The following is a 12,652-nucleotide window of genomic DNA, read 5'->3' as shown; positions in this document are numbered from 1 at the left end:
TGTAATTTTCTCAGCTCCTCTGCCGTCCACTGTATGGAATCACAGGAATATGCTATGGTGTTAATATGGATATCGGTAAACTAGTTAAGCATATTATAAATAGAAGATTAACTTTGAACATGCATTAATTGAAAGATATTTTTGAAACCGCTTTATATTTTTTCTGCATTTTGTAGAGGAGTGTTCAATACGGTAAGAAAATCAACCATTAAGAGCCGCATTATTCTGATCATGACCATCTTTGCGCTACTAATCGCCGCTCTGCTATCCTTTTTCAGCTATGAATTGATTACCTATTATCAGCGTAAAACAACCATCCAGGCGACTGAGTTCAACCTGCAGCTAGTTTCCCATATTATTGAACAAGATTTGATTAATCTCTCCTCATTAGCGATGACCAATAGCACCAACTCGTCCACCAATACATTACTCACTAATTATTTTGTATCTCCAAAGGCAAGCGCCAAGGATGCTGTTAATGTATTTAACTCCATGCAGGAGGACTTTCGGATCAATCGCTCCAATAGCTATGTCCGCCGCTTGATTGTTACGGGTAACAACGGAAAGTTCCTGCAGGTGGATAATTCCGTCAGCACTTCAATTCCACTTACTGTACACAATATAGGTCAAATTCCCGGACTAAATAAAGATGCTGTGGAGCAGTGGGAACAAGTAATTAAGGACCCGCTCTCCACCACGAACGGAATTCCTTTTGTTCTACCTATTTACGGAGATGGGGCTGCCCGGATTGGAACGGTCTACTTACTCGCCAATACCTCCTTAATTACCGACAAGTTGAAGGGGTATTCCCTGCCAAAGAACTCCCGAATGCTGCTGACGCTCGGCAATCATCATTATCAGCTCATTGGCGATAAAGTGACTGCAATGACTACGCCATATGAACCTGTGGCCTACACCGATGATAAGCCTGTCGGTCCACAAACCGAGCTGTCCATGATCAAGCTGGAGGATGAAGAAAGCCAAATTGTGGTCTCTTATCCCGTGCGGAGTGGAGTGATTCTGTCGCAGACCTTATCCAATGATCAATTCGCTCCCAAAGCAAATATATGGATTCTGGTAATGCTTGGCGTTTGTTTACTAGTCATCGTCTTAAGCGGCATTATTACTTTGTACTTAACCCGTAACATCAGTCTCCCGGTAGAGAAATTAAAGAAGCGAATTGATAAGATTGCCCAGGGCAACTTCTTGCTGGACCGCAATATCGAATGGAACAGTGAACTAGGTGATGTTGGTCGAGGTATCAACCGCCTATCACAGGACATTGTTGCGCTCATGGATAGCAGGCTCGCTGACGAGAAGCAGAAACAGGAGCTAGAGTACAGGATGCTGCAAAGTCAGATCAATCCCCACTTCTTGTACAACACACTGAATTCGATCAAATGGATGGCTACGATTCAGAATGCTACCGGCATTGCAGAAATGACTACTTCACTCTCCAGACTGCTGCGAAGCATCGCCAAAGACAACCGGAGACTAATGCCACTGAATGATGAGTTAAGCCTGCTCGATGACTATTTTCTGATTCAGAAATACCGGTATGGCAGTACAGTCTCGATGGTGAAGGAAATTGAAGATGAGGAACTACTCTCCGGCCTGATTCCCCGTTTCACGTTACAACCTCTGGTTGAGAATGCTATCTTCCATGGCATCGAGCCCAAAGGTAGAGGAGATATTCTCATCACGGTGAAAAAAAGCGGCTTTGCCGATATCCTGGTCACGATTGAAGACAATGGTGTAGGCATGAAGGAAGAACAAATCTCCACCATTCTGTGTGATTCGGAGGATGGAACTAGGGGAGTTTTCGAGAACGTTGGACTCCATAGTGTAAATGAGCGTTTACGGCTAGCCTTTGGGGAGAATTACGGTCTTTCGATTGAGAGTGAAATGGGCCAGTATACTCTAATGAAAATCCTTCTACCATTTATACAAAAAGAGTAGAATGGCAAATCTAGCAAGGATGTGGTCAAATTGATTAAATTATTAATTGCCGACGACGAAGCTCTTGTCTGTATCGGCTTGCAGTCTATGCTAAAATGGGAGCAATATAATATAGAGATTGTCGGTATCGCGCACAACGGTGCTCAAGAAGAAGAGATGATTGACACTCTCCGCCCGGACATCGTAATCAGCGATATCAAAATGCCAATTAAGAGCGGTTTAGAGGTTGCCGCTTCGATACGCCAAAAATATGGTCGACTTCCGCTATTCATTATGTTGACTAGTTATGAAGAATTTCAATACGCACGCGCAGCTATAGAGGTGCAGGCCACGGATTATCTAGTAAAGCTGGAACTCACTCCGGAAGCACTGGCCGAATCCATCCGAAAGGCTATTTCCTTTCTAGAGAGTTACCAGACGATGGAAAGCTACCCAAAGCTGGTTCACCGTGGCAACCTTCAGGCGCAGCGTGATAAATTCTTCATTCGTCTGTTCAATAACCTGTTCGAGAATAAGAACCAGTATCTCCTGCAGAAAGAGGATTTGGCGTTAGAGTTTTCCGAGCCCGCCTACCTAGTCTGTACTTGCCGCATTCTGGGCCCAGACACTGTTCCTCCCCGTGGAGATAAGCTGGTTGCCTTATGCTCAAGCACTGTGCAAATGGCAAAGGATACGCTTACTTCTATACAACCCTGTTATGTAACCAGTCTTGACTTACGTAATTTCGCCGTTGCTCTACCTGTCCCCGAAGTCGATCCCCGTCACTGGATGTCTGACATTGAGAAGCAACTTACCGACATGGCATCCGTATTACATAACTATTTCAATGTAACGATTATTGGTGCCATAGGGTTTGCCGTCGAGGACCCTTATTTAATGCGGGAGAGCTACCTAGCAGCTCGAAAGGCATTGCCAGTTGCCGTGCAAGAACGGTCTTTTGTTTTCTTCGATGAGAATGAACCTCTAGAGCAGGAACATCCGTTGTTTGATTTCTCTGAATCTCGTTCGGAGATCCGCCGTGCTTTTGAAGAACTAGATACCCTTGCTTTATACACCATCATCTCCAAAATGATTGAAATCTTCGAAGACCGACCTGACTTACTGGTGCCCGCCACCGATGCTGCCTGCAATATTCTGTATATGGCCACTTCGCTTCTTGCGGATGGAGAAAACATTGTAGAGCATATCTTTGAAAATGAACCGGAAGGCTACCGGGCCATCTATCAGATGCATACAATCGAAGAGATCGCCGGCTGGTTGATTCAGTTCCGTGATGGCTGCTCGGAAATTCTCTCTACTCGAAGACAAAGCTATAAAGAACAAATCGTCAAAAATGTCCAGGAATACATCAAAAGAAATCTCGGCACTAAGCTTTCACTGAATCAAGTAGCAGATGTCTTCAATTTCAGTCCAAACTATTTGAGCCATCTGTTCTCCAAAGTCGCTAAGGTCAATTATGTAGAATATATCACGGAGACTAAAATCACTGCGGCCAAGGAAATGATGATGCGCGGTGAAGGTCGTATTTACGAAATTTCCCAAAAACTCGGTTATGAAAGTGCCTTCTATTTCAGTAAGGTCTTCAAGAAAGTGACGGGGATCTCACCCAGAGAATATATGCAACAAATTGAAGCAGGCTGATAGTGATCGCCGGCCCCTCCAAAAAGCAACAGCATTCTTTAGCAATAATAGTGACACTCCGTCCGACAACAAAAAATCTCGTTTCCAAGACAAATGTCTAAGAAACGAGATTTTTATCGTAAACACAAGTAACTATTTCATTTGAGCTTGTTCTTCTCTAGTAGGACCAATTACGCCAGGTACACGAAGACCTGCTTGACGTAAGAGAACAGTCATTTGACCACGATGATGTGTCTGGTGATCTATAAGCGATCTAAGCATTGCACCACGAGGCATTAATCCAGCAAAGGTCTGTACACTCTCAACCATTTGCTCGTCCGTTAATTTCTCAACCTCAGAAGCAATATTAGCCGCGATATTCTTATACGCTTCAACAATCACAGCCGCATGAGCCGGAACTTCCTTCGGATTGCCTACTGGAGTAAGTGTTAACCCTACCTGACCACCAAAAAACATCGGACAGGTTGCCAAGTGCCAACCTAACCATCCCAATGAGTTGTGACCTTCAACAATTACCTGATCTAATTTGTCATCGGTAAGTGATTCAAGAACGCGAATTGTCCCTGCAGAAGCGCTTGCCCATTCTCCTAGAAAATCTTGAACTGTTCTGTACATTTGAAATCCCCTTTATTGGTCGTTAAATAACGATTATTTAGTCATACCAATTAAATTATAACCTGTCACAGGGCCTGTTACAAATAAAGGACCATCATATTTTTCACTTAACTTGAGAAAAAGGGGACTTTCGGAGTATTCATGATTTTCGCATAATAAAATCTGGTCTATGGTTTGGGATGCTACATTTCTACTCGATTATATCGCAATCTGAAAGTATTTCCGGTTTATGGCGCATGCTATCCTGATTGGTTATTTTACGGATCACCTTACACGGTACACCTGCAGCAAAAGAATTTTCTGGGATGTCCTGAGTCACGACACTACCTGCACCTATTACGCATCGATCACCAATCGTAACACCTCCACATACCGTTACATTTGCTGAGAGCCAAACATCGTTACCAATGCTAACAGGCTTAGCATAGCATAAAGACGCAGCATCACCATTTTGATCAAGCATTTGTCTACGCTCGGAGGCAACGAATGGGTGAATAGGCGTAACGATGGTTACATTAGGTCCAAAACTCACATGATCACCTATCGTAACCTGTGCATCATCCTGGACTGTAAGGTTATAGTTTCCAAAAAAATGATCACCAATTTTTGTATGAACACCATAATGAAAAAAAATGGGACCCTGGATAAAACAATGCTCCCCTATGCTATCAAGTAACTGTGACAATATCGCTTCCCGCTCCTCTGTCTGATCCTCAAATGTTCGGCTATATTGACTACTCAAATTGTGGGCGAGAAGCTTTTTACGCTTTAGCTCTATGTTACCTGGATTGTATAATATCCCTTTGAATATTCGTTCTTCTTCTGTCAAATTGTTCACCTCTTTTAGTTTTTAGACAGTTAGTTCAATTTGAATGTTTTCTGGCCCTAAAATACTGCTTTCATAATATCCGTCACCTGTGGTCCGTGGTCCACTTAACGTTCTAAATCCCGCTTCTGCCAATTGCTTGGTTAGTAGATCGACTTGTTCCTTACTGCCTAAGCTGAAAGCTAAATGAGTTAAGCCCGTCCGCAAGAGATCATGAACTCCTTCTACCATATCCGGTCTGCTCATAATCTCCAATCTCGCGCCGCCCTCAAACGTGAGAAAATAGGTTCTTAATCCCGTTTTGGGATTATGGTATTGTTGATTTGACATCGCATTAAAGAATTGACTATAAAATTGTCTGCAGCTTTCTAAATCTTGTACATACATAGCAATATGTTCAATTTTCATAAAAATCTCCTTTCCGTCCCTATATGTATTAGTTTCGAACATAATTCCTCGTAATATCGTTAAGCCATTTAAATTTAAAATAACGCATTAAGGCAATCGGGGCTTTAATAACCTCGTCTAAATTGATGATAATAAATATCGTTAGAGGGGAGAGATGCCACACAAACGCACTCATGTATCCTAATGGTAATATGATGCCCCACATTACAATCGTGTCACACCAAAAGCCAAATCTAGAATCTCCTCCAGCAACAAATATTCCTCCAATCGTCGTGGAGTTTATCGATTTCGGAATACAACAATAAGCACAGACAAGAAGCATTCCACTCAAATATATTTGTGCTTGATCATCCAAATTAACAAGTAGAAACACTATAGGCTTCAGTAATAGCAAAGTAATACCTGCAACAATGCCAAACAAAATAGCATATACATTTAATATTTTCCCAGCTCTTTTAGCCATTTCAATTTCGCCATTGCCTAGATATTTACCAACAAGTACGGAGCCACCACTTGCAATACCTCCACATAATACAATGACCAGATTCTTAACGACCGAGGCAACTGAATTTGCAGCGACCATATCTGCATTGATATGTCCAATAATTGCAGATGTCACAGTTAATGCGCATCCCCAAACAATATAATTTCCTTGGACGGGTAGTGTATACCTCAAAAAATCCTTAATCAAATTACGCTGAACCATGTCACGTAAAGGTAACCTAAACTTTATATTTGATTTGATCGAGTAGATGATACAGCAACCAAATTCAACGATACGTGCCAAAACTGTAGAGAAAGCAACTGCCACTATAGCCTTTTCTGAATTACCCGGATAAAGTATGAAAATACTTATTACATTCAAGAGAATGTTCAATATAAGACACATAGAACTGATCCGGGCACTCACACGGGCATTTTCCATGCTTCTAATGACACTAAAGTACATTTGAGATATTCCGCTTATCAGATAGGAGAACGAGATCACTCGCAAGAAACTCGATCCATATTGAATTAACTCGACGTCATTTGTGAAAAATCGCATTAATTGATCCGGCATCAACAGCGATATCCCAAAAAAGATAGCGGATATAATAATAGACATCGTACATCCAATACTAAAGACTCGTTCAATTGTCATTAAATCTTTCTTTCCCCAATACTGTGCAGTCAAAATCCCTACACCTGCTGCCAATCCCATGTAAAACAGTGTTAAAACAAATGTAATTTGCCCAGCCAACGATACAGCAGACATTGTAGACTGGTTTATAAAACCTAACATGAATATATCTATTGTCACGGCTAACGATGAAATGAGGTTTTGTAAAGCAATCGGAATGACCAAATTAAGCAATTGACGATTGAAATGCTTATCTCTCATCTCAAACGTGCTTCTTCATCCAGATCTTCCTTAGTGATCTCTTTGTCTTTGTAATAGTATTTTTGGTTGTGTTCATTAATGGTGCGCATCACCCTGCATGGATTACCAACAGCAATAGAGTTAGCCGGAATATCTTTTGTTACAACACTGCCGGCACCAATAACGGTATTTTCTCCAATTGTGACCCCTGGACAAATTGTAACATTCGCCCCGATCCAACAATTGTTCTCAATTTTCACCGGATCAGCATACATATATCCTCTGTAATCTGGATGGATTGGATGTCCCACTGTAGCAATCGTTACAGATGGACCGAACATAACATTTTTTCCGATAATAATTTTAGTGTCGTCAACAAAATTACAATTAAAATTAATGTACGTTCCATCTCCAATCTCAATGTTCGTACCATAGCAAAAGTAAAAGGGCGGCTCGATCCACACCTTTGTTTCTTTACCAAATATCTCTTGCATGAGTTGTGTACGTTTTTCTAGATTATCTGGCGCTGTTATATTAAAGGCATGCATTCTTCTTTTTGCCTGTAGTCTGTCTTCAGGCAGTCCTTCACAGTAATCAGTAAATAGTTTACCGGAGGCAATACGTTCTCTCATCGTCATATTTCTGGCTCCTTATAATATCTTTTGGATTTTGTATTATTGTCGAGCAATATCAAAATTGTATAATTTCTATGTAGTCCTATCCACCGAAATCAAATATAATTCTATTAAAATCGTATTTTGTTTGAGGGAGATGTGATTGTGAGTGCAGAGCTGGAAGTATTCTCTGATTTATCGGAAGAACTAAATTATAATCTTCCTGATTTTCCGCTATACGTACGAAAAGGAGCACTTAATCATTTCGATAAATATGCAGCAGCATGCCATTGGCACCCGGACTTGGAATTTATTTTAGTACTAGATGGGGAGATGGAGTATTTTGTAAACGGAGAAATTGTACTGATTGAACGAGGTAACGGAATATTCGTTAATAGCAAGCGTATGCATTATGGTTTCTCCACCAATAAATTGGATTGTACATTCATTGTCGTTGCTGTCCATCCTTCACTACTCGGAATAAACACACATGTAGGCAAAGTATATTGGGACGAGAAATTCGGTTCTAAAACTGAAGACTATATTATGATTACTTCGCAAAGCACGTGGGGAAAGGAAATCCTGCATTCCTTACATCGGATTTATGAAGAAATGAACAGCATTCCTTGCAACCCACTACGCCTTCTTTCACTGGCTACATCACTTTGTGCAGACGTCGGAGATCATATACAGAGGGTTCCTGGGCAGATAAATGATGACCAGTCATGGATTGCCGTTTGGAAAATGACAGGATTTATTCATCATCATTTTGACCTTAGAGTAACCCTGAATGACATCGCTACCGCTGGGTCTGTTTGCAGGAGCAGATGTTGCGAGTTGTTTGGCACATACATTGGCCAAACGCCTAATACTTACCTAGTGCGATATCGTATTCAAAAGAGCTCCGAGATGCTGGTAGGAACTAATCGATCGATTAGTGAAATTGCGATGAACTGCGGATTTCAAAGTGCGAGCTATTTTTCATCAGTTTTTCGTAATGAGACTGGTTTGACGCCTCAGAATTACCGAAAGAAATCTCGAACACCTTCCCGTTCAAATTAGCTTATTGACGTGTGCTTCCCAAGATCATTCCGATATTTAATTTATCATTTCCCATTATTTTCTCCTCTATTTGGTTTATCAAAGCAAATGCCAAAGAAGCCAATAAGTCCAAAGATATCTTGGGTTATTGGCTTCTTTCAATATAATTAAGATACAACGTATGATTCACCTAAAACATGCTTAATACTGTATGACCCCTCTATCATTTCCGTGGCTATAAATGACTCCATATCACTAGATTCAATATCATACAACACTTCAATTTCCTTGGAGAACAAAATGTTTCCTTCCTTGATAAGTTCAGAGAGAGGTGGAACATTTTCAGCTTTTACATCACCATTGTAAACTTGTTGAAGTCCGTCGACATAGGCTTCTAATGATCGTGCCCCCACAATTTTAACACCTTTATTTTCTTCATTCACCAAGATAATGGTTGGAAATCCACGTACACCAAGTCTACCTGCTAACTCAAAATCCTGCTCTAACAAATCTTGTGCCGACCCAAGAGCAGCATTCGCCACTATTTCTTCGCCATTTAGCCCAATGTTGTTGACTATATCAACTAATGTTTTCTCCTCTCCAATATTCTGATTGAAGGCAAATACAGCTTCTCTTGCCTGACGCAAAAACTCATTTTCTTTACCCGGATATATATTTTGTATAACCTTGTATACTCTAGATGGCGGGTACGAAGAATGAATCGGATTGTTTTTCCATAAAGAACCATCGATAGGCATACGTGAATGTAAACCGACTTCTCTCCAATGCTCCGCAACATCTGAAGGCTGTTGAATGCCATTGGAGACATCTGCAAAACCATGCCAGCTAGAAAGCAAACCACCCATAATCGTCTTCACATTAAAATATTGACCATACTGCAGAATAAAACGATTGAGTACCGGCTCAAGCGCCCAACAGTGGGAACAGATCGGATCTGTTGCATAGTAAAGTGTGATTTTGGGGGACTGTAGATTAAAGTCGATTATTTCCATTTGCTCTTCATCCCCTGGCCCACAGACACCGGTTTTAAGGTCACACATCATATTTGAATTATTCATATATAAATCACCTTTCGCTGGAGAATCAAAGAAAGTGCCCTCTTGTAGAAGTTCTTTGTATGGGAGTATTATAATACCAATACAAATTCAAACAAGTACGTTTATTTTTAATACTAAGTATCTTTAATAATACTATTGGACAGGAGTTATGTATGAAATACGAATTTAGACTTGATCAATTATGTCCTGCAACCTTCGCATTCCATGTAATCAGCGGAAAGTGGAACCTCCCGATCCTAGCCATTCTTAGTGAGAACGACAACATACGCTATAACGAGTTAAAAAGAAGACTGCATGGAATAACAGGGACTACCTTAACCAACTCACTGAGGGATCTTATAGAATATGGAATCATTCATCGGGAGCAGTATAACGAAGTGCCACCAAGAGTTGAGTATTCTCTGACTTCATCTGGAAAAGAATTAGTGCCTTTAATTGAATCCGTTGTTGAATGGGGACAAAGAAATATTGGGGTGAAGGATAAATCCTAGAATGCTTTCTCACTCCTATTCCTGAATCTCCAAATGCATATACGAAGGCGCTTCATCCCAAGGAACGCTATATCCCGCTCCCTTTGCACAGAACATAGAGCTGGAGGTGTACTCAGGATCAGCGCTGCGGTCGTATCCAATCCTTGCGATGACCTGTTCCGGGTTATGACATGGCTGATAACCGCCTAACTTCATCGAGATTGCTCCCTTGCCCTTCGTGAATGATGCAAGCTCTACTGCATAATACATGAACGTCGCGACAGGCGCACGTCCCTGAATAAACATCGATTCACCTAGCATTTCTGGCGGGTCAAATTCACCATGGGCCAGCTGTATATCAGACATTACGCGTCCGATAAGCTCTGCATCGACTTTGATTTTGAATTGATAATAGGGTTCCAGTAGAATCTTGTTCGCTTGCTCCAATCCCTGCCGCAGTGCCCGCAGTGTCGCCTCCCGAAAGTCACCGCCATGAGTGTGCTTCTGATGCGCCGCCCCGGTTAAAAGCGTTATATACAGATCGGTGACGGGAGAGCCGGTAAGAACTCCACGATGGTCCTTTTCAAGTAAATGCTGACCGACGAGATGCTGATACCCTGTGCTGAGCTGCTCCACATGGCATGTACTGCGATATGTAATTCCCTCACCACGTTTCGCAGGCGCAAGCCGGAGATGCACCTCTGCATAATGCTTAAGAGGTTCGAAATGCCCACAACCAATCACAATGTCTGCGATCGTCTCTTTGTATAATATCTCTGGCTTGGAGAACGATACCTTGAGCTGGAAACGGTCTAACACCACCTGCTGAAGTACCTCTAGCTGGATCATTCCCATCACATGAACATGAATCTCCTCCAGCTTGTCCTCCCATGTCACTTGCAGCGTAGGGTCTTCGGCTTGCAGGATCATGAAATAGCGTAGCACTTCTCTGGATGATATCCCCAAATTGAATACAACTTTGGATTTCAACGCTGACACAAGACGAGATTCTACTTGATCTGAATGATTACCTATACCCAGTCCAATGGCTGCATCAGTTAGGCCCGTAACGGCAACAAGCTGTCCCGCGGAGGCCTCATCGCATGAAGTATATTTCCCCCCATGATAGATACGAATAGAAGTGATTTTCTGGCTTAACTCCTCATGTTCTGAAGTGCTATAGCAGAGATCCTCCCGTACCCGTAATTTTCCAGCTAATATCTTCATAAAAGTCAGTCGCGTGCCTTGCAGCTCATGACGCACCTTATATACTCGTGCCCCGAACACTGCGTTTACTTCATAAGTCGATTCCATTAGTAGTTGCATCGTCTGCATCCATTCCGCAATCCCCTGATCCAATAGAGCTGCTCCACTCATAACGGGAAAAACCACCCGTTCTTTAACCATTTGTTTCAGCGTAGCCAATACCTGCCCAGGATAAATGTTGTCTTCGAGATATGCCTCCATCAAGGCTTCATCTCGCTCAGCAACGGCAGTAATGACCTCTTCAGGCAGCATGCTCTGATCTAGACCTTTTGCCAAATACAACATATCCAGCGAAAATTGCTGTCTTAACGCTTTTAGCACACGCTGGACGTCAGCACCGGTACGATCTATTTTGTTAATAAATATAAAAGTGGGTATGCCATATTCCTGTAGCAATTGCCAGACCGTCTCAGTATGCCCTTCAATGCCCTCCACAGCACTTAAGATGACTACCGCATAATCCATGACCTGTAAAGCGCGCTCCATCTCAGCTGAAAAATCGACATGCCCCGGTGTGTCAATGAGCTGATACGATTGTTCGTTATATTTCATCACCGCCTGGTCAGCAAAAATCGTTATCCCCCGTGCCCGCTCCATCTCATGACTATCCAAAAAGGCATCCTGATGATCGACTCTCCCCCGAGTCTTAATTCCGGAAGCATGGTATAGGAGCTGCTCTGCGAAGGTGGTTTTGCCGGCATCAACATGTGCTAGCAGTCCGATGGTGATTGGTGATGCTTCTGACAGTTTACAATACATATTTCTACCATCCATTCAGTCAATCTGTTATATAAGAATCGTAGCCGAAATCTAGTAGCTTGTACAGAATCTCTCACCACCGACAGCATGCGGTAACGCCCGAAGATCCATATTATCCAATGACATAACCATCCTCGATGAAGGATTTAGCTAGAATAATATGCAAGAAAGACACTAGACAAGCTATTGAGATGATGATCATGTCCCTATTAACTTATAAAAAAACGGTAACCCTTAACAGAAAGGATTACCGGCTCAATGAATAGTAAGTTTTTGTGGTTTTTCATTTTAAACGAGAATTCACTGTTAGAAAATTCAATGCGATAACGTTAATATTTCTAATCTCCTTAAAACAATTAATCATCTACTCTCTAGACTCAACAGCTTTTTATCTAGAAATGCCTTTACATCTTTAGCAAGCTGAATGGATGCTTCAATTTCCAACTTAGTTGTTGAAACACTTTCAATGCTGCATCCAATTGGAATTCCCTTCTCCAGCCCGAACTCAAATAGTTCTTCAAATATTTTTTGAGATAGCTGAATGGATTTATCCAAAATATCGTTCGAGTATTTCAACTCGTTTTCTAACCATCCCGGGATACTGATCCCCAACC

At 41.8% G+C, this 12,652-nt stretch carries 11 protein-coding genes and 1 pseudogene; 4 read left to right on the top strand and 8 right to left on the bottom strand.

The window, feature by feature from the left end:
* Positions 1 to 180 precede the first annotated feature (180 nt).
* On the top strand, positions 181 to 1,959 hold the full coding sequence (locus MKX60_RS16110) for a sensor histidine kinase (RefSeq protein WP_341060346.1): 1,779 nt from the start codon (positions 181 to 183) through the stop codon (positions 1,957 to 1,959).
* Between the two features lie 30 nt (positions 1,960 to 1,989).
* A complete protein-coding gene (locus MKX60_RS16105; RefSeq protein WP_341060344.1) occupies positions 1,990 to 3,600 on the top strand; it encodes a response regulator in 1,611 nt (536 codons plus the stop codon).
* Positions 3,601 to 3,732: 132 nt separating this feature from the next.
* Here MKX60_RS16105 and MKX60_RS16100 read toward each other — a convergent pair whose 3' ends face one another.
* From MKX60_RS16100 to MKX60_RS16080, 5 genes are all read right to left on the bottom strand, one after another.
* A complete protein-coding gene (locus MKX60_RS16100) occupies positions 3,733 to 4,215 on the bottom strand; it encodes a DinB family protein (RefSeq protein WP_042186968.1) in 483 nt (160 codons plus the stop codon).
* A gap of 190 nt (positions 4,216 to 4,405) precedes the next feature.
* On the bottom strand, positions 4,406 to 5,053 hold the full coding sequence (locus tag MKX60_RS16095) for a sugar O-acetyltransferase (RefSeq protein WP_256721566.1): 648 nt from the start codon (positions 5,051 to 5,053) through the stop codon (positions 4,406 to 4,408).
* A gap of 12 nt (positions 5,054 to 5,065) precedes the next feature.
* Entirely contained in the window at positions 5,066 to 5,449 is a 384-nt protein-coding gene (locus MKX60_RS16090; RefSeq protein ID WP_341060342.1) for a VOC family protein, read from the bottom strand.
* A 28-nt stretch (positions 5,450 to 5,477) separates the two neighbouring features.
* Positions 5,478 to 6,830: an MATE family efflux transporter gene (locus tag MKX60_RS16085; RefSeq protein WP_341060340.1), complete on the bottom strand. Its 1,353-nt coding sequence runs from the start codon at positions 6,828 to 6,830 to the stop codon at positions 5,478 to 5,480.
* Positions 6,827 to 7,447, bottom strand: a complete 621-nt coding sequence (locus MKX60_RS16080) for a sugar O-acetyltransferase (protein WP_341060338.1) — start codon at positions 7,445 to 7,447, stop codon at positions 6,827 to 6,829. The genes MKX60_RS16085 and MKX60_RS16080 overlap by 4 nt, the downstream gene beginning before the upstream one ends.
* 141 nt (positions 7,448 to 7,588) lie before the next feature.
* Between MKX60_RS16080 and MKX60_RS16075 the strand changes: the two genes are divergently transcribed.
* Complete coding sequence (locus MKX60_RS16075) at positions 7,589 to 8,485, top strand: AraC family transcriptional regulator (protein WP_341060336.1); 897 nt, start codon at positions 7,589 to 7,591, stop codon at positions 8,483 to 8,485.
* A gap of 146 nt (positions 8,486 to 8,631) precedes the next feature.
* On the opposite strand, the gene MKX60_RS16070 is transcribed toward MKX60_RS16075, so the two are convergent.
* Positions 8,632 to 9,543 carry a DsbA family oxidoreductase gene (locus MKX60_RS16070; RefSeq protein ID WP_341060334.1) on the bottom strand — a complete coding sequence of 304 codons (912 nt, stop codon included), beginning with the start codon at positions 9,541 to 9,543 and terminating at the stop codon, positions 8,632 to 8,634.
* Between the two features lie 152 nt (positions 9,544 to 9,695).
* Between MKX60_RS16070 and MKX60_RS16065 the strand changes: the two genes are divergently transcribed.
* Entirely contained in the window at positions 9,696 to 10,034 is a 339-nt protein-coding gene (locus MKX60_RS16065; protein WP_341060332.1) for a winged helix-turn-helix transcriptional regulator, read from the top strand.
* A 15-nt stretch (positions 10,035 to 10,049) separates the two neighbouring features.
* Here the strand turns inward: MKX60_RS16065 and MKX60_RS16060 are convergent, their stop codons facing one another.
* Positions 10,050 to 12,038 carry a translation factor GTPase family protein gene (locus MKX60_RS16060; protein WP_341060330.1) on the bottom strand — a complete coding sequence of 663 codons (1,989 nt, stop codon included), beginning with the start codon at positions 12,036 to 12,038 and terminating at the stop codon, positions 10,050 to 10,052.
* 360 nt (positions 12,039 to 12,398) lie between these two features.
* A pseudogene (locus MKX60_RS16055) lies at positions 12,399 to 12,652 on the bottom strand (5,10-methylenetetrahydrofolate reductase); the annotation flags it as partial.

Source organism: Paenibacillus sp. FSL R5-0914 (genome assembly GCF_038004525.1).
Taxonomy (GTDB): Bacteria; Bacillota; Bacilli; order Paenibacillales; family Paenibacillaceae; genus Paenibacillus_AQ.
This window is presented reverse-complemented; position numbering and strand designations above follow the sequence as displayed.

What these genes read in the sequence shown, in the direction of transcription:
- MKX60_RS16070 (WP_341060334.1), bottom strand. Translation starts at nt 9,543, where the DNA reads ATGAATAATTCAAATATGATGTGTGACCTTAAAACCGGTGTCTGTGGG.
- MKX60_RS16065 (WP_341060332.1), top strand. Translation starts at nt 9,696, where the DNA reads ATGAAATACGAATTTAGACTTGATCAATTATGTCCTGCAACCTTCGCA.
- MKX60_RS16085 (WP_341060340.1), bottom strand. Translation starts at nt 6,830, where the DNA reads ATGAGAGATAAGCATTTCAATCGTCAATTGCTTAATTTGGTCATTCCG.
- MKX60_RS16080 (WP_341060338.1), bottom strand. Translation starts at nt 7,447, where the DNA reads ATGACGATGAGAGAACGTATTGCCTCCGGTAAACTATTTACTGATTAC.
- MKX60_RS16090 (WP_341060342.1), bottom strand. Translation starts at nt 5,449, where the DNA reads ATGAAAATTGAACATATTGCTATGTATGTACAAGATTTAGAAAGCTGC.
- MKX60_RS16100 (WP_042186968.1), bottom strand. Translation starts at nt 4,215, where the DNA reads ATGTACAGAACAGTTCAAGATTTTCTAGGAGAATGGGCAAGCGCTTCT.
- MKX60_RS16060 (WP_341060330.1), bottom strand. Translation starts at nt 12,038, where the DNA reads ATGTATTGTAAACTGTCAGAAGCATCACCAATCACCATCGGACTGCTA.